Source organism: Aromatoleum toluolicum, assembly GCF_012911005.2.
Taxonomy (GTDB): Bacteria; Pseudomonadota; Gammaproteobacteria; order Burkholderiales; family Rhodocyclaceae; genus Aromatoleum; species Aromatoleum toluolicum.
The window spans coordinates 1-23,343 of the sequence record NZ_WTVS01000035.1 but is presented as its reverse complement, the minus strand read 5'-3'; the positions used below and the strand labels follow the sequence as shown (position 1 = coordinate 23,343).

General features: G+C 61.2%; 12 protein-coding genes. 10 read left to right on the top strand and 2 right to left on the bottom strand.

Annotation, left to right across the window (positions count from 1 at the left end; all coding sequences use genetic code 11):
* The first annotated feature begins 54 nt into the window (after window positions 1-54).
* Together GPA27_RS16410 and GPA27_RS16405 are read left to right on the top strand one after the other, a co-directional pair.
* Window positions 55-2,838, top strand: a complete 2,784-nt coding sequence (locus tag GPA27_RS16410) for a UvrD-helicase domain-containing protein (protein WP_169141640.1) — start codon at window positions 55-57, stop codon at window positions 2,836-2,838.
* Window positions 2,839-2,897: 59 nt separating this feature from the next.
* Entirely contained in the window at window positions 2,898-3,329 is a 432-nt protein-coding gene (locus GPA27_RS16405) for a topoisomerase DNA-binding C4 zinc finger domain-containing protein (protein WP_169141639.1), read from the top strand.
* Between the two features lie 9 nt (window positions 3,330-3,338).
* On the opposite strand, the gene GPA27_RS16400 is transcribed toward GPA27_RS16405, so the two are convergent.
* A complete protein-coding gene (locus GPA27_RS16400; RefSeq protein WP_169141638.1) occupies window positions 3,339-4,466 on the bottom strand; it encodes a protein NO VEIN domain-containing protein in 1,128 nt (375 codons plus the stop codon).
* Window positions 4,467-4,755: 289 nt separating this feature from the next.
* Here GPA27_RS16400 and GPA27_RS16395 point away from each other — a divergent pair, with 289 nt between their 5' ends.
* On the top strand, window positions 4,756-5,271 hold the full coding sequence (locus tag GPA27_RS16395; RefSeq protein WP_211165047.1) for an HAD domain-containing protein: 516 nt from the start codon (window positions 4,756-4,758) through the stop codon (window positions 5,269-5,271).
* A 505-nt stretch (window positions 5,272-5,776) separates the two neighbouring features.
* Window positions 5,777-6,205 (top strand): hypothetical protein, encoded by a 429-nt coding sequence (locus tag GPA27_RS16390; RefSeq protein ID WP_169141637.1) that lies wholly within the window; start codon window positions 5,777-5,779, stop codon window positions 6,203-6,205.
* Between the two features lie 230 nt (window positions 6,206-6,435).
* On the opposite strand, the gene GPA27_RS16385 is transcribed toward GPA27_RS16390, so the two are convergent.
* Window positions 6,436-7,041 (bottom strand): hypothetical protein, encoded by a 606-nt coding sequence (locus GPA27_RS16385; RefSeq protein WP_169141636.1) that lies wholly within the window; start codon window positions 7,039-7,041, stop codon window positions 6,436-6,438.
* A 467-nt stretch (window positions 7,042-7,508) separates the two neighbouring features.
* Between GPA27_RS16385 and GPA27_RS16380 the strand changes: the two genes are divergently transcribed.
* Genes GPA27_RS16380 through GPA27_RS16355 form a run of 6 tightly spaced genes read left to right on the top strand, consistent with a single transcriptional unit; the run spans window position 7,509 to window position 23,219 of the window.
* Window positions 7,509-12,809, top strand: a complete 5,301-nt coding sequence (locus GPA27_RS16380) for a DEAD/DEAH box helicase (RefSeq protein WP_169141635.1) — start codon at window positions 7,509-7,511, stop codon at window positions 12,807-12,809.
* 18 nt (window positions 12,810-12,827) lie between these two features.
* Entirely contained in the window at window positions 12,828-14,195 is a 1,368-nt protein-coding gene (locus GPA27_RS16375) for a phospholipase D-like domain-containing protein (RefSeq protein ID WP_169141634.1), read from the top strand.
* Window positions 14,185-17,037 carry a DUF8741 domain-containing protein gene (locus GPA27_RS16370; RefSeq protein ID WP_169141633.1) on the top strand — a complete coding sequence of 951 codons (2,853 nt, stop codon included), beginning with the start codon at window positions 14,185-14,187 and terminating at the stop codon, window positions 17,035-17,037. Before GPA27_RS16375 ends, GPA27_RS16370 begins: the two co-directional genes overlap by 11 nt.
* A 26-nt stretch (window positions 17,038-17,063) precedes the next feature.
* The gene (locus tag GPA27_RS16365) at window positions 17,064-20,984 is read left to right on the top strand and encodes an Eco57I restriction-modification methylase domain-containing protein (protein ID WP_169141632.1); all 3,921 of its coding nucleotides are present in this window, start codon (window positions 17,064-17,066) and stop codon (window positions 20,982-20,984) included.
* Complete coding sequence (locus GPA27_RS16360; protein ID WP_169141631.1) at window positions 20,975-21,859, top strand: Hachiman antiphage defense system protein HamA; 885 nt, start codon at window positions 20,975-20,977, stop codon at window positions 21,857-21,859. The genes GPA27_RS16365 and GPA27_RS16360 overlap by 10 nt, the downstream gene beginning before the upstream one ends.
* A complete protein-coding gene (locus GPA27_RS16355) occupies window positions 21,849-23,219 on the top strand; it encodes a DEAD/DEAH box helicase (protein ID WP_169141630.1) in 1,371 nt (456 codons plus the stop codon). Before GPA27_RS16360 ends, GPA27_RS16355 begins: the two co-directional genes overlap by 11 nt.
* The last annotated feature ends 124 nt before the right edge of the window (window positions 23,220-23,343 follow it).

Sequence of the window (23,343 nt, the reverse complement as noted above, 5' to 3'; positions counted from 1 at the left end):
GGCAAAGCATAGCGGCAGGGTAATGGTGAAATTGATTCGGGAAAGAACAAGAGGATGACCGCACAGCCGAAGGAATGGGCGCCCTCCGCCCCGGGAAAGCTCTTTACTCGCACAGTTGACTGGTCGTTCAGGCTATCCACGGATAGCTATCACCTTCGCGTAGGCGGAACGGCTTTGCAAGGCAGCGTGGCTGACCTCGAGCGACTGCGGCTGTCGTCAGGCATGTTCTGGGCAACGCTGGCCCTTTCTCTGCCCGGGCGTGCGCCCATTTCATTGGACGGCATTCCGAACGCTGCCGGCAGGGAGTTGGCGGCGGCAGTAACGCAAGCTGTACGAAGAGTTCGAGTCGCCGAGCTGCTGCGGAACTTCGACCAGGCTCTGCGGCCTGTCTTGCAGTGGGCGAGTAGTGCGCGGGGCGCCTGCAAGGCGCAACTGACAGCCAGAGGTTGGCTCACCCGCGAGTTCAAGGAGGCCCAATCAAACCTAAAGCCCAGTGAGCTGACGCACCTTCTCGCCGAACCCGAAGTCGTCAGGCACCTCGAGGCCCAAGGGCCGGAGCTGAGGGACGCGGTCGCCCTTTGGCGTCGAAGCTTCAGCGACGTCGCCGACGGCATCAACGAACGGCATCTGACTCGAGAGCTTCAAGAGTGCAAGGCATTCTTCGAACAGGTCGAAAAGTCCCCACTGACCGACGAGCAGGCCAAGGCGGTCGTGTGTTTTGATAACCGGGTGCTCCTGGTGGCATCGGCGGGTTCCGGAAAGACGTCGACCATGGTGGCCAAGGCTGGCTACGCGTTGAAGAAGGGATACTTCAAAGCGGAGGAGATACTCCTCCTGGCCTTCAACAAAGATGCGGCTGCGGAGCTGCGAGAGAGACTCATGCTGCGCCTCGTGCCGCAATGGCTGCCCGCGGACAAGGTCGGAGCGAAGACCTTTCACGCCTTCGGTCTTGATGTCATCGGAGCAGCGACCGGGAAGCGTCCTACCGTGGCCCCCTGGTTGGAGAGCGGGCGAGACCTGGAGGTGCTGCTCGAGCTTGTCGACAGTTTGAAGGACACCGACCCCACGTTCCGGACCAACTGGGACTTGTTCCGCGTGGTCTTCGGCCAGGACTTGCCGAAATTCGGCAAGGAGCACGAATCTCCGGACTCGTGGGACCGAGACCGAAAAGTGGATGGTTTCTGGACGTTGAACGGCGAGGTCGTCAAAAGCCGCGGCGAACAGTTCATCGCGAACTGGCTCTTCTACAACGGCGTTCAGTACCAATACGAGGCCCCTTACCAGGTGGACACGGCGGATGCCCAGTATCGACAGTACCAGCCGGATTTCTATCTGCCCGAAATTGATGCCTACCTCGAGCACTGGGCACTCGACCAGAACGGCGAGCCGCCCCCCGACTTCAAGGGATACAAGGAGGGGATGGCGTGGAAGCGGAAGGTCCACGCGGACAACGGGACGACGCTGCTCGAGACGACGATGGCCGACCTCTGGAGTGGCAAGGCCTTCAGGTACCTGGCAGAAGAGCTGACACGGCGCGGCATCGTGCTCGACCCGAACCCGGACCGTCCAGCGAGAGGCAGGAGGCCAATAGAAAGTCCCCGGCTCGCGCGAACCTTCAGGGCGTTCCTGACTCATGCCAAGAGTAATCGTCTTTCGGTGGCGACGCTTCGCCAGCGCCTTGAAGCCGGTGCGGCGGGACACTTTCGCTTTCGACACCAGATGTTCCTCGGCCTGTTCGAAAAGGTGTGGGCGGCCTGGGAAGAGCGACTCAAGCGGGAGGGGGCGATTGATTTCGAGGACATGCTTGGATTGGCTGCCGACTGCATCGAGGCTGGACAGTGGAAGAGCCCCTACGAACTCGTGATGGTCGACGAATTCCAGGATGTCAGTCAGGCAAGAGCTCGTCTGGTGGCCAGCTTGTTGAATGCGCCGGGGCGGTGTCTGTTCGCGGTTGGCGACGACTGGCAGAGCATCAACCGGTTCGCGGGGTCAGACCTGAGCGTGATGACTGACTTCGAGGCGAAGTTTGGCAAAGCGGTGACTCTCAAGCTGGAGACAACTTTCCGGTGCCCGCAGTCCCTCTGCGACATCAGCAGCTCCTTCGTGCAGAAGAACCCGACGCAGCTGAGAAAGCGCGTGAGGTCTGCGAAACCGGACTTTGAACTGCCCGTACGGGTTATCCGGGTCAATGAGGAGCGGAAGATTCAGGCGGCGGTTGCCTCCACGATTCGAGAGCTCGCCGGGGCGCATTTGACGCCGGGGAAACCCCTCCGCATCTACGTGCTCGGCCGTTACAGAGATGACCGCCAGTGCCTGCCGGTTGGACCCACGGATGAGCGGGTACTGGTCGAGTTCGTGACCGCTCACTCATCAAAAGGCTTGGAGGCGGACCATGTCATTGTGCCGAGGATGACTTCGGAAACCTTGGGTTTCCCAAGCAGAATCGAGGATGACCCAGTGCTCCAGCTGGCGATACCCGGCGGGGATTCCTTCGAGGATGCTGAGGAGCGGCGGCTCTTCTATGTCGCAATGACGCGCGCTAGGACGACCGTGACGCTGATTACGGTGGCTCGGAAAGAATCGCCCTTTATCATTGAACTGGTGCGGGATTACGAGCTCGAGGTGCGTGACCTGGATGGCGAGGTGGGAGCCTCGAGAGTATGCCCGGAATGTGAGCAGGGCTTCATGGTTCAACGCAGTGGCCCGTACGGACCGTTCCTCGGCTGCAACCGGTTCCCCAAATGCCGTCACAAGGAAAAAATCCGCTCGCCGGCGCAATCCGGTACCCACGGCAGTCGTGCGGTCAGCAGAGCAAGCAGCGCGCCTCGCGCGTCATAGCTTGCCTTTGTTGTGGCGTTGCCCTGACAATCAGAGTCTCAAATGTCATGGGGCAAGGTATGGCGCGCAGAAAATCCGGCATTCTCGAAGTCCTGATGGAGATTGCCGCCCACCTTCCCTGGCAGGTCGGCGTCGGGCTCGCAGTTATCGCTTATTTCGTGTTGCACTACTTTGCCACCCAGGTTCCACTGCCATCGAATCCCGCGGAGCTGAAGGCTCTGGGCAAGACGATGGGCGACAGCATGGTTCATGGCCTGTGGACCACGATTGCAGGGGTATTGCAGTACGTGGTTCCGGTCGCACTACTCGTCGGGGCAGGTGTGTCTGCCAAGCGGCGCCACGGTCGCAAGGACCCTGCAGGCTCAGAAGCGCTGGCATGTCCTAAATGTGGTGGCGCGATGGTCCGGCGTACTGCTAAGTCCGGCAGCAATGCGGGCAACGAGTTCTGGGGGTGTGCGAAGTACCCGGCCTGTCGAGGCGTTCGCAACTAGGCTCGGCTCTCATTGCCTCAAAGCCCGCAACCGCGCCCTGTAGTCGAGTGCCTCGAGATGAACTGATGTCGTCAGCGGCCCGCGCAGGATGAATAGTCGCGGGGCTTGCGCGAAATCGAACACCCTGTAGAGGCAGAAGGCGTCTTCAGCCTCTTCGGAGAACTCCACCTCATTCTGACTCACGATGAACGGGGTGAGCGGGCTACCATTTGTGGTCTTGACCTCAATGAAGCGAGCCACCTCATCTGGTTCGTAGGACAGGATGTCGTAACCCGTCCCGTCACCGCAGCGGTCGGACACCCAGTCGATTCTGGCTGCCAAGTCGGGACGGGCCTCATCGTCGAGCCGTGCTTCCTCGTAGCCCAGGACCCATGACTCGCCGTTTCGACCTAGCCTGCGGTTGCGCTCATCCTGCGCTGCGTAATCGAGTCTCCTTGGCATGCGCTCCCGACGCCCCCGCTGTTGCGTCGCTTCGGGCTGTGGAGCTTTAATCAGAACCCCACGGTAGTTTCGGTTGCCCGGTTCTGTGCGGTCTTCGATAGCATCCACGACGACTCGTAGGACCTCTTGGGAACCCTGCACCTGAGCGATGACGACCTCGCGCAACAGGTCCTGCAGATTCGAGCGGGGTTTGTATCCACGGATGTACGGCAGGCCGAGCTGGTCGAGCACGGCTGAGATGTTCTGGTGCTTCATCTCGATGGAGGCTTTGCTCCGCGCTTTCAACCGCTGCCGCAGGGTCTCATTGTGCTCCGACTTGTTGTAGGGCTGCCCAGTGGCTTCCAGGCGCAGCATCTCGAAGTAGTCCGCGACGGTGGCTTCGACCTCTTCGCGGCTCCAGTCCTGCCCAACGCGAACGACCTCGAAGCCAAGGCCGGCCAGCAGGGATTCCACAGTCGCCTCGCCACCGGAAAATTCGGAGGCTTGAAGGGGGCCGTGCTCGGGGAAGGCATATCCGTACGCTGCACCCACGATGGCCTTCGAGTCATAGAGGCGTCCAGTGGCAATGTCACGGAGCATGTACTCGCGAGCCTTGCCGAAGCCGTACTTCTCGAGGAAGTAGGTTCTACCAACCCGGTCGTACTCCGCCATCGCGGCACGAATGGCGCGTGCGTCGCGTATGTCATGGATGCTCATGCCATCTCCCAGATGAGAGCTGCTAGGTTACCAGGCGTTATCGGCCCATGACAGGTGCGTGACAGACGCCGGAAAATGTCGACGAGTATCCATCCACCGGAGTGGACTGGTAGTCGCTTGGAAGGGACGACGAGTCGAAAAGTGTTTGAATCAGCGCAGCACGTCCCCCTGTTAGGTACCCTTGCTTGACAAAATAGCTATTTCAAACAATACATTAGGGTAAATACGTGCTTCCCTTCCGCTGCTGCCGTTCGCATACTCCGTGCAGAGCCAGGAAGGAGGTACGGCGATGGCGGGGATGGCAGGCATTCGGCAGCGAGATACGCGACAGTCGACCCTCTTTCTCGATTTTGACGGTGTCCTTCACCCAGACGAGGTCTATCGCATCGGAGAGCGAATCGTCCTTCGAATGGATGGGGTTAGCCTGTTCGAGTGGGCCGGTATCCTCGATGGGCTGCTGCTCCCCCATCCGGACGTTCAGATTGTGCTGTCGACGAGTTGGGTCCGCGTGCTCGGATTCGAGGTCGCGCGTGCGTCATTGCCTGAATCGCTGCAGCGGCGCGTGGTGGGTGCGACCTGGTACGAAACGGTGCCACGTGGCTGGCCGTTGCTGCCCCGTTACGAGCAAATTAGGCGAAATGTCGAGCGGCATCGGCACGTACGTTGGCTGGCCATCGACGATGACGGCGACGGATGGGCGGAAGAGCACCGCGAAAACCTGGTGCTGACCGACCCGCTGCTCGGACTCGGGGTGGCATCGGCACAGAATGAACTGCGTGAAAAGCTCGCTGCGTTGCATCGATGAGCGCGACATGCGAGGGGGCACCCAGGCAGACTTGGGATGGGCTGCTGCAGAGAAGCTCCGGAGCTATGAATTCGCGCTCGACCTTACTCCTGATTCACTTCGAGGGAGGCCTCAACCGAGGCTCGATATCGGGAACGCCTGTTTCGCTCAACCGGTCACCGCCGCAGGTGCATGTCCTCACCGGTCCAGCATAGGGAGGAACAGATGATGAAATGGCTGCAGGGGGCAAATCGTCCTGCTGCTGCTCATCGTGAGCCGGCGCTACAGAGCCAGTTGGGAAAAGGCGGCGTGGACGCTATCGGATGCGGTCGATGAGGTTGAAGCGAGTCAGCGGCGCGGCGATGCGGCCGACAATGGCGGAAAGCCCATCTTGCGGCGGATAAAGTGAGTGCCTTGCCCCGGTCCTCAAAATGGAAGCTGGGCGCCGGCAGGGTCGTAGGCCGGTATCCGCCGCTCATATTCCTCGTAGTTCAACTTTCGCTCTGCACGGCGGCCAGAACCGAATATGCAATACATTGACCCTGAATGTGCCGCGCTTGAGCGCAAACTGCTGGCCCTTGGTCGGCGGGAGCAGCGAGCGCAACTCAAGGCCCCTGGGATGCTTTCGCTTGTTGAGGCCTCGGCCCTGACTGGGTTTCCGGCGCCCATCATCGAAGAGATGTCTGCGAATGGGCAGCTCCTCACTCTGGCGCTTCCGCGCTCGAAGAACCCCGTCCGGTACCCGCAGTGGCAGTTTGAGCCAGCGGTTCTGGAGGTACTCCCTGCGGTCATTGCGGCATTCAACGCCGATGCGTGGCGAGCTTATGATTTTCTGACGTATCCGGAGCAGCTGTTGGGTGGTCGGGTGCCACTTGAGGAGCTACGAGCAGGACGTAAGGTGGAGGTGCTGCGGATTCTGGTTGCGGCTGCCAGTCTGGAGCAAGGCGCAAAATAAGGGCTCAATAGCCTGAAAGAGTTCAAATTGCGCCGCAAGTCCGTGTGCTAGAGGCCTCCCGTTCGTTTAGGCGCCCTCCGCTCGGGTGTCTGAACTCACGTCGCGTTTTCTCCAATGACGAGACGTGAACTCATTCACATTATTCGAGGAAAAGACCAAGGGGCTCGCTGTTATGAGGCGGTGTAGCACTCCGTGAATGTCGTCGTAAACCTCGCGAATAAGAGTGAGCCTTAGCCGACGCTCTCATACTGCCCGAGCTCGTTTCGGACGTCCTTGTCGTCCAGCGTGGTCAGGGCCTTCGCAAGGTTGCCGGCCATGGAGTCAACGAGTTCGGTGCCTTCTTTCGTGAGCGTGACGAGCATGCCGGGGCCAACTTGTTCGGGCTCCGGCTTCGAACTCACGAACAGGGTGTAGCGCCTTCCGGTTGTTGTTTGGATTTTGACAAGGCCCTTCGCTTCGAGCCCTCTTGCCGCCGACTGGAACTGTTCCTCGAGCCAGAAAGATTGCCCCGCGCCCGGTTGCAGGAGCATGGCGTCGTACGAGTCAACAGGATGAAAGTAGCCATCCTCAGGTCCGCTCACTCGGGCGCCTGCGTCGATATTGACGTGTGCGAGGGTTGCCAAGGCATTCAACTCACGGAGGGTGAAGTCATGTTCCGCGCCGATGATGGGGTACGTCAGTGCACGCACGACGCGGCCGACCGCTACGTGGGCCGGAGCTGCGCGCTTGGGTTTCTTCGCCATAAAGCGGTCCTCGGCAAAAAGGGCGAATCCTATCAAGGGGCAGAATTTAATCACCCTGATTTGAATCAATTTGGGCAAAAAGGTTGTGCGCACTCGCTGATTCTATTCGCGTAGAGCTCACAGTACGGAGAGCGTCCCTACGCGCGGCGGGTACTGTCTCGCGTGTCGAATCGCAGCATCGTCGCCAGTCGAGCCCCTCAAGGAGAGGCTCAACTATCGGACCGTGTTCCTGTACCACGTCTGGTTGAAGGCAACTACCGCATCGCTGCTTGCCTGCTATCCGGAAACGCCGGTAGCACCGACTACGGCGGGCAGATGGGTAAGCCACATGTGGCTGGGCCACCAGAAGGCGGCGAAAGTGAGCGGAGAAGGAATTCAATGCAGGAGTAAGACGAAAGGCATAACCAGTGCCTCGAAATCCAAGCTGCGCGCGCGTTTCATCGTGTCTGGCCATAGTTTCGCCAGTACAATCGGCATCTGCAACAATATTTTTCCGCGAACAGATATGCCGCCTTCGCGCTGAAGCAAGGCGACCGCCGGAGCAACAGGAGTGGGCTCGTATGGATGTCTTCGAGTTTCGGGAGAAACTTGTCACCGACTACGCGGCGTTTACCCGCAGCTTTACCCGCATACGCGCCGAGGACATCAAGACCTTCGTCGATGAGGCCTACAACTCCGGTCGCTATTGGCCTGCGCCGCTGGTACAGGTCAATCCCAACTTCAAGTCAGGCGGTACCGTCGAGGCACTGGTCGCCGCTGGTGCGCTGCATCCCGAGTGCGGACGCATCTTCCGCGCCGGAAAATCTGCTGCCAGCATGGGCGTATCCCTCACGCTCTTCAAGCATCAGGAAGAGGCTATCGGGTTCGCCCAGAGCGGGGAGAGCTATGTCCTGACGACCGGTACCGGCTCCGGCAAGTCACTGGCGTACTTCATCCCGGTCGTCGATGCCATCCTAAAGGCTAAGGTCGCCGACCCGACCCCTCGCACCCGGGCAATCGTCATCTATCCGATGAACGCGCTCGCCAACAGCCAGCTTGAAGAGCTTGGCAAGTTCCTGGGCGACTATGGTGACCATCCGCCCGTAACCTACGGCCGTTACACCGGTCAGGAGAGCGACGAAGCGCGTCAGCGCCTGGCGGCGAACCCGCCGGACATCCTGCTCACCAACTTCATGATGCTCGAATTGGTCATGACCCGGCAGGATGACAAGGACAAGGCGGTGATTCGCAATGCCAAAGGCCTGCGATTCTTGGTGCTGGATGAACTGCACACATACCGCGGCCGGCAAGGCGCTGACGTTGCGCTGCTCGTGCGTCGAGTGCGCGAGGCGCTCTCCGAAAAACTCCAGTGCATCGGCACCTCGGCGACGATGGCCACCGAAGGGACCGAGCAGGCCAAGAACGAAAAGGTCGCAGAGGTGGCCCGCCGCCTTTTCGGCGCCCGCATCACGGCCGCCGGTGTCATCACTGAAACGCTGCAGCGGGTCACGCCCGAGCAAGTGCTCGTCGACCACATTCGGCCACAACTGGCCGAAGCAATTCGTGCTGGCGTGCCTGAATCCACCAGTTATACGGCGCTCGCTCAGCACCCGCTTGCTGTCTGGGTCGAACTGACGCTGGGCCTGACCCGTGACGAGGGCAAGTGGCGGCGGGCACGTCCCGTCACCCTGGATGCCGCTGCCGAACAGTTGGCGTTCGATGCTGGTGTCGATATCGACCTAGCCCTGAAGGTGTTGGCGGACTTTCTCCTGCTTGCCTATCGCACCACCGACAAGCCGACCTCTGAGGGCGGGCGTAGCCTCTTTGCTTTCAAGCTCCACCAGTTCATCTCCGGGGGCAGCAAGGTATACGGCACCCTCGAACCCGCAGGCCGACGTTACCTCACCTTGGAAGGCAGCCAGTTCGTTCCCGGTGACCGCGCCCGCCGGCTCTACGCACTACACTTCTGCCGCGAGTGCGGGCAGGAATACGTCCCGGTCTGGGACGAGAACAATTCGAGCGGCCGCGTGTTTAACCCGCGCAATATCGAGGAGCGCAGCCACGAGGACGAAGACGTCAAGAACGGCTATTTCATGCCGGACACCACTGGCGTCTGGAACGACACGCTCGACCGCTATCCTGAGACCTGGCTGGAACCCAAGAAAGACGGTGACCTGAAGCTGCGCTCGAACTACAAGAAGCGTCAGCCACATCATGTCCGAGTCGATGCAGAAGGGCGCCACACCAGCGACGGCACAACCGGCTGGTATATTCCAGGCAACTTTGCCTTCTGCCTGCGTTGTGGTGTGGTGCATCCGACTGCGGGCAAGGAGTCGCTGCGGCTCACGGGCCTGTCGGGCGAGGGGCGGAGCTCGGCGACAACCATGCTCACCCTGTCGGCACTGCGCTACCTCTACGAGGAAGACGAGCAGCTTAAGGAAGAGGCCAAGAAGGTGCTGGGCTTCACCGACAACCGGCAGGATGCCGCGCTTCAGGTCGGCCACTTCAATGACTTCCTGCAGGTGCTGCTGCAGCGGGCTGCTCTTTTTTCTGCCGTCCAGAAAGCAGGCGGGAGCTTGACCGAGGGCGAGGTTGCCGAGGCTGTCTTCAAGGGGCTCGGCTTCGACCGTGACGACCCAGGTGTGCGTGCTGAGTACATGCAGGAGCCCGACATCAAGGGCAATGCCCGGCGTCAGGTACAGGACGTCATGCGTGCCATCCTTGGCTATCGAGTCTATTTCGACCTGCGTCGTGGTTGGCGCTTCAACAACCCCAACCTCGAACAGCTGGGGCTGGTCCATATCGAGTATCAGGACCTCGACGACCTGGCGGCTGATGCGGTCGAATGGTCGGAGGCGCCCGTTGCATTGCAGGCAGCGTCATCCGATGTCCGCAAGCGGCTTTTGGTCATGCTCTTCGATGCCATGCGCCAAGGCCTGTGCCTCGCCTCGCGTTATCTCGACCGTAGCGAGCTCGACCGCCTCAAGACCGCCAGCTACGCCAACCTGCGCGAACCCTGGGGATTCTCCGAGGACGAGAACCCCATCTCCTCGAACTGGTTCATCGTCGGTGCCAAGCCCCGGGACGAAGACCGGCGGAATGTCGAGTACCTTGTGTCGGGCAGTGCCCGCTCCAAGCTCGGTCGGGAGCTCAAGCGCCCCAGCAACTGGCGCGAAGCGGACGAGAGCGATAACCCGCACGTCAGCAAGCTCAAGGACGAGCAGTGCGAGGAAGTCATCAAGGCGCTCCTCAAGGCGGCAAAGTCCTATGGGCTGGTCGTGTCGGAGGAAACCGAGTTCGGTATCACCGGATATCAGCTCAACGGCACGGGTCTCCTGTGGACGCTTGGTGAGGGCAAGAGCAAGAAGAGCGCGGACGACAACGCCTTTTTCCGCAGCCTGTACGGCAATATCGCCGGTATGCTCGCCGACCCGATACACCGGCTATTTGACTTCGAAGCGCGTGAGCACACTGCCCAGGTCGAACAGAACGAACGGCTGGAGCGTGAAGCTCGTTTCCGCTTCACTCAGAAGGACCGCGACGACTGGCAGGCCTCGAATGGCAAGCCGCTCGAATGGCTGCCGGTGCTGTTCTGCTCGCCGACCATGGAGCTGGGTGTCGACATCTCGTCGCTCAATACCGTGTATATGCGCAACGTTCCGCCCACCCCGGCCAACTACGCCCAGCGCAGTGGCCGGGCCGGGCGCGCCGGGCAGCCTGCGTTGGTCATCACCTATTGTGCCGCACAGTCGCCGCACGACCAGTATTTCTTCCGTGACCCGGTGCGCATGGTCCATGGGCAGGTCAACCCGCCCACGCTCGACCTTGCCAACCGCGAACTTATCCAGAGTCACCTCCATGCCATCTGGCTTGCCGAAACCGGCAAGAAGCTCGACAACAGCGTGCGCGGTCTTCTCGACATGAACGACCCCGCTGCGCCGCTGACCGACGACTATCGGCAGCAGATGGATGCGGATGCCCCGCAGAAGCGGGCGCACGAGCGCGGGCTTCGCGTCTTGGACATGCTCCAGGGCGAACTCACCCAGGAGAAGGCGCCCTGGCATACGCCGACCTTTGCCGACGAGGTGTTCCGCCGCGCCTTCCAGTCCTTTGACAATGCGCTTAATCGTTGGCGCGACCTCTTTGCCGCCACCAAGCGGCAGATGGAAATCAACCAGAAGGTCATGAACAACCCGGCTGCCAGCGAACGCGACCGGCGAGACGCGAAGCAGCGCCATGACGAAGCCTTCCGTCAGCAGAGCCTGTTGCTGCAGGAGTCGGGCTCGGCCAATTCGGACTTCTACACCTATCGATATCTCGCCAGTCAGGGCTTCCTGCCCGGCTACAACTTCCCGCGTCTGCCTCTGATGGCCTACATTCCGGCGCGCAAGGGCAAGATTGGTCGGGAGAATTTCCTCTCGCGTCCACGCTTCCTCGCTCTGTCCGAGTTCGGTCCCTACAGCCTCATTTATCACGAGGGCAGCCAGTATCGCGTCGTGCGCGCCATGCTCTCTGTGGGAGCCGAAGACCAGGTTTCAGTCGGTGCGAAGCTCAGTACCGAAGTGGCCCGCATCTGCCCCGCCTGCGGCTACGGCCACTTCCGCAATCAGCGCGATGCCGACCGTTGCGTGTCGTGCAATGCCCCGCTTGCCGACTCTGTGGCGGTGCAGAACCTCTACCGTATCGAAAACGTTTCGACCAAACGCGCCGAGCGCATCACCGCCAACGAGGAGGAGCGCACTCGTCAGGGCTACGAGATGCAGACCACCATCCAATTTGGCGAGCAGGATGCACGCTTGCAGGTGATGCACGCAGTCATGAAGGAAGGCGACACGCCGGTGCTGGAGCTCCTGTACGGTCCTGCAGCGACCGTCTGGCGCATGAACCTTGGCTGGCGACGCCGCAAGGAGAAGAGCCTCCTCGGCTTCATGATTAACCCGGTGACGGGGCACTGGGTTGGCGGAGCGGAAGAAGCCGGCGAGCCCGACCCGGACACCCCGCCCGACAAGACCCCGCCGCAGCGCATCGTTCCCTACGTGGAAGACCGCCGCAACGTGCTCATCGTGCGCCCGCTCGAAGAGCTCGATATCAAGACCATGGCGACGCTGCAATATGCGTTGAAGCGCGGCATCGAGGCGGTCTATCAGCTCGAAGAAAGCGAGCTGATGGCCGAACCCTTGCCCAAGGCCGACCTGCGCCGCTCCATCCTGTTCTATGAGTCTGCCGAAGGCGGGGCAGGTGTCCTGACCCGTCTGGCGACCGAGCCCGATGCGTTGGCGAGGGTCGCAGGCGAAGCTCTCGCCATCATGCACTTTCATCGACCCGTGTCGGGCATTTGGGGCCGCGCGCATCTGGAAGAAGAGCTTGGCTCCGACGGCAAGCCCATCTGCGAGGCGGGCTGCTACCGCTGCCTGCTCTCCTACTACAACCAGCCTGACCACCTGAATATCGACAGGCAGGACGCAGACAACGAAGGCAAGGTCTTGGATATCCTGTGCCAGCTATCACGCGCCAGGGGAGAGTCGGGGAGTTTCGGGCGCACAGCAGAGCAACAGCGCGGCGAACTCGAACGCGTTTCCGGAAGCACCCTGGAACAAGCCTGGCTGGCCTATGTGCGCGAGCATGGTTATCGGCTACCGGACAAGGGGCAATACACCATCGAGCGCTGTCATACGTCCGCCGACTTCTTCTATGAGGACTGGAAGGCGGCTGTCTTCATCGATGGGCCGCATCACGACGCAGAGTCACAGGCCGGGCGGGACGCGACCATCAACGCGTGCCTGGAGGCAGGTGGCTACTACGTCGTGCGTTTTCCCAAAGACGTCCACCTCTGGGCTGAGGTCTTCAAAGCAAACGCAGGCCTATTCGGAAGTCCTCACTAAATTTGAGATACATCGTCGATGAAGCTTAAAGAAATTCTGGACTACGTGTCTCCGGGGCAAACCTTTAAATTGCATTCCGTCACGGTGATGGGGCCTTACCCGACTGCAGATTTTATTTTGAGCATCAACGACCTCAAGCCGAAGGAGCTTGTGCTCTATGCCGACGATGGAGTACCTGATGACGTATTGCAGGATATTTCCAGTGCGTTTCCGGCTCGCGGCCGTACAAGGCTTAAGCTTCAACGAGTAGCGCCGGAAAAAGGTAATGGTTTGGTGCATGCAAAGGTCTATCTGTTTGAATGGAAGAATGGGGACGCAAATAACTCGACGCAGACAAAGCGTTGTGTTCTGGTTGGTTCAGCAAATGCCTCAATGCAGGGCTTCAGTCTTCATGCGGAGACCTTTCTCGCTACGCGAGTTTTTACTCAGTCAGACCTGTCAGGAGTTCTCCATTACTTTGACGACCTTCGCTCAAAAGGAGCAGTTCCAGCCGCGTGCTTCGACTTGAATGGCTCCGGTGCTTTATGGCTTCCAGCGGTGAAAGTAGTTCCTAAATCTACGGTGGACTCGTTTGACGCGTGGCTCCGAAGAGGGATTCTTTGCCATAGGTACGAGGGCGACCAATCCTTCGGAAAGCTTTCGGTACGCCTCAAGAAGCCACTTCCAGTTGGAGTTGAGGCTGAAGCATTCGTAAAGAGCGAGTTTTCTAGGGAGTCCGAGTCGACCAAGCTTGTCCGCCCATACGTCCAGCTTGAGGTCGATATCGTAGATAGCGCACCGCCATGGCGGGCCCAATATTTTGTTGAGACGTATTTTGGGTTTTGGGCGAGCGATGACTGCTACGAGAACCTTAAGCGAGAGAACATAATTTTCGGCAAAGGTCAGAGGAAGCGAGCTCTAGTTTTGGAAGAAATATCTCAGTCCGGTCCAGAAGTTCAAGAGACGTGGATTAGTGAGATGCTGGAACGTGTATCTCAGGCTGCGGAGATGCTCGGCGATAGTGCCGTGGAGTATCTCGATATGAAAAATGGTCGCTTGAATGAAAGAGCTTATCGCGAATCCGCTAGAAAAAAACTGATGCGCGATATGACTTTATCCAACAACAGTATTTTTAGGCAGCGCTATCTTTCAGGTTATGATTTTCAACGAGTGCCGGCCTTGAATGAACACTTCGACGGTTTTGTTGAAAGTCTATGTAATACCTTGCTGGCCGGTGTGCGCAAGGAACGACCGAAAAGCAAGCTTGTTCACGTCCTGAAGTATTTCGATGGAATTATCGATTGCGAAGATTCAGAAGCTCTACGTGAGTGGCTTCGTGATGCCTGGTTCGATGTTCGTGAATTGATTGTTCCATATTACAAAGCAGTCAGCAAAAATGTCTCTTGAGGTTCAATTTCAACCCGGCTCCCTCGTCTCTGCCCGTGGCCGCGAGTGGATAGTCCTGCCGCAGTCCTCGGACGACACGCTGCACCTTCGTCCGCTCGGTGCGACCGACGACGACGCCACGCTCATCTACCTGCCTATCGAGCCGGGTCCGGTAGGTCCGGCAACGTTCCCTTGGCCCACAGCCGAGCAGGCGTCCAACTTTGCCGCTGGCCAGTTGCTGCGCGATGCACTGCAGCTCAAATTGCGCACCGGCGCTGGTCCGTTCCGCAGCTTCGGCAATATCGCCGTCGAGCCGCGCGCATACCAGCTCGTTCCCTTGCTGATGGCGCTCAAACAGGAGGTTGTCCGGCTGCTGATTGCAGATGACGTTGGTATCGGCAAGACCATCGAAGCGGCGCTCATCGTCCGTGAGCTTCTCGACCGCGGCGAAATCAATCGCATGGCCGTGCTGTGTCCGCCTCACCTGTGCGAGCAATGGCAACGCGAGTTGAAGGAGCGCTTCCACATCAATGCGGTAGTGGTGCGTAACACCACCGCTAACCGGTTGGAGCGCGGCTTGCCTGCCAACCAGTCCGTGTTCGAGGCCTATCCCTTTACCGTGGTCAGTCTGGACTACATCAAGTCAGACCGCCGCCGTGACGAATTTCAGCGCGCCTGCCCGGAGTGCGTCATCGTCGATGAGGCTCACACCTGCACCTTCAGTGGCCAGGGCAAACAGAAGCGCTACACCCTACTCAAGGGGTTGGCGGAGGATGCCTCGCGCCATATGGTCCTGCTCACCGCTACCCCGCACTCGGGTGATGAGGAGGCCTTCTACAACCTGCTCGGTTTGCTCCACCCCGAATTCCGTGAGCTGAAAGACGTCCCTTCGGATAGTCGCAAGCCACTGCGCGAACAACTCGCCAATCATTTCGTGCAGCGCCGCCGCCCTGACATCGATGAATGGCAGGACCGCAATGTCTTCCCCGAACGGCTCTCTGCCGAAATCACCTACAAGCTCACCGGTGAGTGGGGCCGGCTCTTCGATGAGGTGCTCGACTATGCACGCGACCTGGTCGAGCGTGCCGAAGGCAAGGGGCTCTTGCAGCAACGCATGAGCTGGTGGGCCGCGCTCGCCCTGCTGCGTTGTATCTCCTCATCGCCAGCCGCAGCGGTCAATGCCCTGCGAACGCGCCTTCAAGGAACCGCGCCGACTGACGAGACGGATGCTGCCGAAGTCGAGCTCACCCTGGAAGAGGCGGAAGAGCAGGGCCGCGAGCGGGTTCTCGATGGCGTGGAAGACGACCTCTCCACCCAGGACATCGAACCGGGAGCCCGTACCGAAGACGGTGCTCGACTTTCCGTGTTGATTGACCGTGCCGAGGGGCTGGCCGGTCCGACGAAGGACCCCAAACTCAGGAAGCTCATCGACCACCTGAAAGAACTCACTGAGGCTGGTTTTCAGCCGGTGGTGTTCTGCCGCTACATTGCCACTGCCCACTACGTCGCCGAGAACCTGCGCACTGCGTTCCGCAACCATCAGGTCACACCGGTTACAGGCCAGTTCGCGCCCGCTGAGCGGGAGGTCGCAGTGGAGGCCATGGGCGAGGCCGAACAGCGCATCCTGGTCGCGACCGACTGCCTGTCCGAAGGCATCAACCTCCAGAACCTCTTCACGGCGGTGGTGCACTACGACTTGTCGTGGAACCCCACGCGCCACGAGCAGCGTGAAGGTCGTGTCGACCGCTTCGGCCAGAAGGCGCGAGAAGTGCGCACCACCATGCTCTATGGCCAGGACAACCCGGTCGACGGCGCCGTGCTGCAGGTCATCCTGCGCAAGGCCGAGAGCATCCGCAAGGAACTCGGGGTGCTGGTGCCCATGCCTGACGACGAAGGCAAGCTCACCCAGGCCCTGGTCGGTGCGGTGCTGCTGCGCAAGGGCGCGACCACCGCCCGCATGCCACAGCTCGGTCTCGATTTCGGCGACCCAGAGCAGTCCATTGACACCGCGTGGACCTCGGCCCGCGAAAAGGCTGCGAAGAACCGCACCCTGTTCGCCCAGCGCCGCCTGAAGCCCGAAGACGTGCTGCCCGAGTGGCAGAAGACGCTGGCCGTGCTCGGTGGCGAAGCCGACGTCGAGCGCTTCGTGAAACGTGCGGCCCAGCAGCTCGGTGCCCCGCTGGAGGAAACGACCAAGGGCGGCGGGAATCACTGGAAACTCCACGCCTCAAGTCTGCCGTCAGCTGTGCGCGAGCGCCTGGAAGGCGAGGGTCTGGCCGGCACGCTGCGCATCGACTTCCATCAGCCGCCTGCGCCGGGCACGCAGTTCATCCATCGCACCCACCCGCTCGTATCGGTACTGGCGGATTTCCTGCTGGAAACTGCGCTGGACGACGCGTCGGTCGAGGCCGACACGGCGCTCGACGCTGTGGCCCGGGCAGGAGCCATCTTCACCGGCGCCGTCGAGACCCGTACCACTGTCCTGCTGGTCCGCCTGCGCCACCAGCTCACTGTCAGCTATCGGGGTCAGTCTCGCCTGCTGCTATGCGAGGAGACCCTCACGGTTGGGTTGGCTGCTGGCAACGAATCCACGCCGTTGGAAGAAGCCACCGCTCGCGTGCTGATGACGGCCGAACCAGCGCGCAACATGCCGCCGCTGCTGCGCGACCAGCACATCCAGCGCGCGCTGATGCAGCTACCCGAGCTTCAGCCCGCACTGGAATCACTCGCCCGTGCTCGCGCCCAGCAACTGCTGGAAGACCACCGCCGCGTGCGGGTGGCGTCGGATGCTCGTGGTGAATATCGCGTCACGCCCAGCCTGCCGGTGGACATCATGGGTGTCTTCGTTCTAATCCCGGCTTGACGCTAGCGAACAGGAATCACAACAACATGGCTCGCCGTCACAACCGCGAACTCGCCTTTGCCGCTTTGTCCATCGAAGGGGCGCTGCTCGCGCCGGACTTTCTCAACAAGGTCGCGCATCTCGGTGCCGCCGAGCAGTCGGAAAGCGACTACGACATCCCCCGCGGTCTGAAGCTACGCGACGAAATCGGCCGCTATTGGAAGATTGCCCAGAACCTTTGGCAGGACTTCTCCGCCAAGCGGGAGCGTTCCGACGTCGACAGCCATGCGGTGACGGTGCGCGATTTCCTCGAACCCTTCTGCCGTCAGGTGTTGGGCTTTGCCGACTCGCGTGCGGTGGGGCAGCTTACCCTCGACGAGCGCATCTTCCCGATTGGCTTCGCTGCGTGTGAGGGCAAGGTACCGCTGGTCTTCGCCGCCCACGACCAGGGGCTGGACAAGCCCAGCACTCGACACGGCGACGGCGTGCGTCGCCGCTCGCCCTTCCTGCTCGCACAGGAATACCTCAACGCCAGCGGCAACTGCCTCTGGGCAGTGGTCAGCAACGGGCTCAAGCTGCGCATCCTGCGCGACAACCCCAGCCTTACCCGACCGGCCTACATCGAGGCCGACCTGGAAGCCATCTTCAACGAGGGCCTCTACCCGGACTTCACTGCGCTTTGGCTGCTCGCCCACGCCAGCCGCTTCGGTAAGGTCGGCATCGAACCGGCCGACTGCGCGCTGGAGCGCTGGCGCAACACCGCTCAGGAAGACGGCATCCGCGCCCGCGACCGACTGAGGGTGGGTGTAACTGAAGCGCTGCGCGCGCTCGGCACCGGCTTTCTCGCCCACAAGGACAACGCCGAACTGCGCCGCCGCATCGAAGCGGGCGAACTCAGCACTCAGGCCTACTTCGAGCAGTTGCTGCGCCTCATCTACCGCTTCATTTTCCTGGCCACGATTGAAGACCGCGAACTCATCTTCGCACCGGACGCCACGCCGGAAGCCCGCCAGCGCTATCTGGCCGGCTACAGCCTCACCCGCTTGCGTCAGCTCGCCGCCCGCCGCCGCAGCTACGACCGTCACGCCGACCTGTGGCAGGTGCTCACCATCACCTTCGTCGGCCTTGGCCGGGGGCAGCCCGCCCTCGGCCTGCCGGCCCTTGGCGGTCTGTTCGATGCCGCTCAGTGCCCGGACCTCGACGCCACCCGCCTGGAAAACCAGGCCCTGCTGTCTGCGCTCTTTGGCCTCTGCTTCTTCCGCGATGGCGCGGCGCTCTCCCGGGTGAACTACCGCGATATGGATTCCGAAGAGCTCGGCAGCGTGTATGAGAGCCTGTTGGAACTTGTGCCCCAGGTTGCAGTCTTCGGTGGCGCGCGCAAATTCGGCTTCATTGGCGACGAGGAGGAGGGCAGTACCAAGGGCAATGCCCGCAAGCTCACCGGCTCCTACTACACCCCGGACAGCTTGGTGCAGGAACTCATCAAGAGCGCCCTGGAGCCGGTCATCGCCCGCACCATGACCGACAACCCGCAGGAACCGGTCAAGGCACTACTTGCGCTCACCGTGTGCGACCCGGCCTGTGGCTCCGGTCACTTCCTGCTCGCCGCAGCCCGCCGCATCGCCGACGAGGTGGCCCTGCTCCGCGCCCCGGAAGGCACCCCCACCGAGGACGACTTCCGCCATGCGCTGCGCGACGTGGTGGTGCACTGCATTTACGGCGTGGATAAGAACCCGATGGCGGTGGAACTTGCCCGCACCGCCCTGTGGCTGGAGGCCTACACCCCCGACCGGCCACTCACCTTTCTCGACGCCCACCTGCGCTGCGGTGATGCGCTGCTCGGCGTGCTGGACGAGGCTGTCTTGCAGGACGGCATCCCGGACAAGGCCTTCAATGCGCTTTCCGGTGATGACATTGAGGTGGTGAAGCGCATCAAGAAGGCCAACCGCGAAGCGCTCAAGGCCATCGTCAAGGCGAAGGAGAAATCCCGCCAGATGCTGAGCTTGGACTTGGGAGAAGGGGTAGATGCTGCTTCTTTCGAGGCACTGCCGGACGACACCCTGGAGGCATTGGACGTCAAGCGTGCTGCTCATGCTGCGCTGGAAGCGAACATTGCAGCCTCGAAGGCCCGGCTGGCGGCGGATATTTTTGTGGCCGCCTTCGTGCTGCCCAAGACTATGGAGTCCGAGGCTCGTGTGCCGACCAGCCAGGACCTGTGGCTGGTGTTGAACGGCGGTAGCCCGCGCCCGGGCATTGCGGACTCGGCGCACGATGCGGCTTTGTCCGCGCAGGCCTTACATTGGTGGCAGGCGTTTCCGCAGGTGAAGGCCAAGGGCGGCTTCGATGTGCTGCTCGGAAATCCGCCATGGGAGCGCATCAAGTTGCAGGAGGAAGAATTCTTCGCCACCCGCAGCCCGCTGGTCGCCGAGGCCCAGCACAAGGCCGAGCGGGGGCAGCGTATCGGGCTGCTGGCCCAGGGCATGTTGCTGCACACCCTGTACCCGGAGGTGGAGGCCGCTCAGGGGCTGGTGCCACCCAACGGGGCAGAGCAGGCCTTGTACGCGGAGTTCCTAGCAGCGCGACGCAATGCCGAGGCCGCCAGCCTGTTTGCTCACGATGCTGGTCGTTATCCGCTCACCGGCGTGGGCGACGTGAATACGTATGCGCTGTTTGCCGAGACTTTCGCACAACTCATGGGCGAGGAGGGCAGGGCTGGGTTTATCGTACCCACAGGCATTGCCACTGACGATAGTACAAAAGCGTTCTTTGCTGGCATGACTCAACAGGGCCGCTTGCATTCACTCTACGATTTTCGAACTGGCCCCGGTCTCTTCGCTGACATCGGACACCAGCGGTTCAAGTTTTGTCTGATGACTCTGGGGCAAGCAGAGCAAACAGATTTTCTATTTTTCGCACTGAGCGTCGGTGAACTCACTGACGAAAGAAAACACTTCACCCTGACGCCCGAAGAATTCCGCCTCATCAACCCCAACACCCTGACCTGCCCAGTGTTCCGCAGCGAGCGGGATGCGGTGCTGACCAAGAAGCTCTACCGGGCCGCGCCGGTGCTCATCGCCGAAGGCCCGCCCGAGGTCAATCCCTGGGAAATCCGCTTCATGCGACAACTGGACATGGCCAACGACAGCGGCTTGTTCCACGACACCCCGGCCCCCAGCCGCCTGCCGTTGTACGAAGCCAAGATGATTCACCAGTTCGACCACCGCTGGGCCACCTATTCGGCGGACGGCAGTGGCGACGTCTCCGCCGCCCAGAAGCAGGACCCGGCCTTCAGCGTCACCCCGCGCTACTGGGTCGAAGCCGTCGAAGTCGAGGCCCGGCTGCGCGACAAGGGCCGGGAGCGGGGCTGGTTGATGGGGTGGCGGGACATCTGCCGCTCGACCGATGAGCGGACGGTGATTGCGTCGGTGGTGCCCTTGGCCGGCATCGGCAACCAGATGCCGCTGATGCTCTTCGACGCCCGTAAAGACTGGCGTCCGGCGGCTGCTCTCTTGGCGAATCTGTGTGCGCTGGTGTTCGATTTCGTGGCGCGTCACAAGACCGGTGGGACCCACATGAACTACTTCATTTACAAGCAGCTGCCGGTTCTCCCCCCCGACCGCTACACCGACCTCAACCTCGCCTTCATCGTCCCCCGCGTCCTCGAACTCACCTATACCGCCGACGACCTCAAACCCTGGGCCGCAGACCTCGGCTACGACGGCCCACGTTTTCCGTGGAATCCGGAGCGCCGCGCCCAACTGCGTGCCGAACTCGACGCCTGCTATGCCCGCCTCTACGGTCTGACCCGTGACGAACTTCGCTACATTCTCGACCCCGCTGACGTGATGGGTGAGGACTACCCCAGCGAGACCTTCCGCGTGCTCAAGAACAACGAGATGCGTGATTTCGGCGAGTACCGAACGCGTAGGTTGGTGCTGGAGGCGTGGGACGAGATGGAATGCAGATGACTGGCGCGCCGAACCCCAAGCCTGCAGCAAAGGTCGCTGCTGCACCTGCTGTGCCAAAGGTAGGGGTGGGGCCTACCTACCTCCATCACATGAAGCAGGCAGAGTCCCTGACGTTGGCGGCCGGCGATAAGTGCGAGGTCTGGGAGCTCGATGTCCCCGACGATGCGCCATGCCTGAGTGAGTGGGCCCGCCGGTTTCGTGAAACCTACTGTCCCGACATTGACCTCGACATCCTGCGCGAGGGCACAGGTAAGTCGCGCGCAGAGTATCTGCTGGAACTCGTCTTCCCGGACGAGAGTGTCGCGCCAGGACCCGCCGTTCGTGCCGGAGACTTTGCTGAGCTGCTGGTCTCGGACTTCGTGGAGTTCGTGCTTGGCTACTGGGTGCCACGCGGCAAGTACGCCGAGAAAGGGAGTCGCGATGAATCCGTTAAGGGAGTCGACATCGTCGGCTTCAAGTGCCCCAACGCGGCGCAACCCAGCCACGCTGACGAGATGCTGACCTTCGAAGTGAAAGCCCAACTCAGCGGCGGAAAGTACAGCGGCCGACTGCAGGTCGCGGTCAACGACTCAGGCAAAGACTATCTGCGCGCCGCTGAGACATTAGCTGCGATGAAACGGCGCATGCACCTTGCCGGTCAGCAAGATTCAATGTTGGTGGTGCAGCGCTTTCAGAATGCCGCTGACCGTCCGTACCGGCTTCTCTCCGGTGCGGCCGCTATTCTTTCCGACGCTGCGTTCGATACCGAAGGCATCAAGGCCACCTCTGCGGCCGAGCACAACAACAAAGGGCGCCTGAAGCTCATCGCTGTCAAGGGCAAAGGCCTGATGACGCTGGCTCACGCTCTCTATCAGCGAGCTGCGGGTGAAGCCTGAGTCCACCAGCCGTCGGTACTTCGGCATTACTCGGTCAAAAGGGAAGATGTACGAGCTGGGGCTGCCGGAAGAGTCCCACATCGCGGTGCCAGAGGGGGTCGAACCCGCTGCATTGTTCCCGTTGTCCATTGGGACACTGGTGGATGCATCGGCAGCGCTGAATGATGTGGCCGACGTTCAGTCTGGACTGGCCGAGGACCTACGGGATGACATAGGCTTCGCAGCGAGCTTCTTCGACGCCTACCTGGGTTCCCGGTTCGATACGACGGTGACGCGGGAGGTCACGCTGCTTGCATCGGCCAGCTACTTCCTAGGACAGCGTCCTGGTAGCAGCTTGGTGCTTGCACGGCGCCTTTCGGTCGAGGGTGGTAGCGCCATCGAGCGATTGGCCATCTGGGTGCTGCGAGCCGACTGGCGCCAGCCGCCAAACCTGGATGGGCATTGGCTAACAGGGGTGCTCCATGAGATTGCCTTCCGCTTGACTAACCACTTCAACGACGGAGCCCCGACTCAGGCGGTCGTCGAGATGCTGAGCGAGCTTCGTCGCTTAACTTATGCCAGTGGCACATCCCGGGAAGTGGTTCTTGCGGAGGTGGCGTCGGCCATAGTCAGGCTTCGCTTGGCGGGCTCTGCCTGGAGCCTGTTGCCTGGGTTCAGTGGGCTGGACAGCGGCGCTTGGGCTGAAGCAATTCGTCGCCCCGGATTCCCGAAGGAGCTCTGGCCATCCCAGAAATTGCTTGGAAAAGCGGGGCTCTTCTCCGGGCGGTCCGGTGTGGTCCAAATGCCCACGAGCGCAGGCAAGACGCGCTCCGTCGAAGTCATTCTCCGAAGCGCATTCCTGGCTGACCGGACGCGCGTCGCTGTGCTCGTCGCGCCGTTCCGCGCCTTGTGTCACGAGATTGCCACTTCGCTGCGCCAAGCGTTCAAGGGCGAAGACGTCAAGGTCAATGAGCTTTCTGATGCTCTGCAACTGGACTTCGTCGACCAGTTGGCCGAGTTGTTTGGCCAGGACGCTCCCGCAACGCGCCACCTGATGGTGTTAACGCCGGAGAAGCTGCTGTATGTGCTCAGACAGGAACCGAGCTTGGTTACGCACATCGGCATGGTGGTCTACGACGAAGGGCACCAGTTCGACACCGGACCACGGGGCATTACCTATGAACTTCTGCTGACCGAAATCAAGGGGCTGCTTCAGGCATCGGCGCAGACGGTTCTTATCTCCGCTGTCATCAAGAACGCCGTGGCGGTCGGCACCTGGCTCATCGGTACTGAGCCAAATGTCGTCGATGGTACCGGACTGTTGTCGACAGCGCGGTCGGTCGCGTTCGCGACCTGGAGTGAGCGACTTGGGCAGTTGTGACCCTGTCCCCGTTTGATGGACGCCATGAAGGGTACTGGGCAGCAAGTTATCCACGGGCGCGCGCCTGCGGCGCCTCATACGCAGGCAGAGCGCGCGGCGGTGGATAACTTGCGGTGCCAATCGG

Coding starts and splice junctions, on each gene's coding strand:
- GPA27_RS16395 (WP_211165047.1), top strand. CDS start 4,756: ATGGCGGGGATGGCAGGCATTCGGCAGCGAGATACGCGACAGTCGACC.
- GPA27_RS16370 (WP_169141633.1), top strand. CDS start 14,185: ATGTCTCTTGAGGTTCAATTTCAACCCGGCTCCCTCGTCTCTGCCCGT.
- GPA27_RS16380 (WP_169141635.1), top strand. CDS start 7,509: ATGGATGTCTTCGAGTTTCGGGAGAAACTTGTCACCGACTACGCGGCG.
- GPA27_RS16405 (WP_169141639.1), top strand. CDS start 2,898: ATGGCGCGCAGAAAATCCGGCATTCTCGAAGTCCTGATGGAGATTGCC.
- GPA27_RS16390 (WP_169141637.1), top strand. CDS start 5,777: ATGCAATACATTGACCCTGAATGTGCCGCGCTTGAGCGCAAACTGCTG.
- GPA27_RS16400 (WP_169141638.1), bottom strand. CDS start 4,466: ATGAGCATCCATGACATACGCGACGCACGCGCCATTCGTGCCGCGATG.
- GPA27_RS16360 (WP_169141631.1), top strand. CDS start 20,975: ATGCAGATGACTGGCGCGCCGAACCCCAAGCCTGCAGCAAAGGTCGCT.
- GPA27_RS16375 (WP_169141634.1), top strand. CDS start 12,828: ATGAAGCTTAAAGAAATTCTGGACTACGTGTCTCCGGGGCAAACCTTT.
- GPA27_RS16365 (WP_169141632.1), top strand. CDS start 17,064: ATGGCTCGCCGTCACAACCGCGAACTCGCCTTTGCCGCTTTGTCCATC.
- GPA27_RS16410 (WP_169141640.1), top strand. CDS start 55: ATGACCGCACAGCCGAAGGAATGGGCGCCCTCCGCCCCGGGAAAGCTC.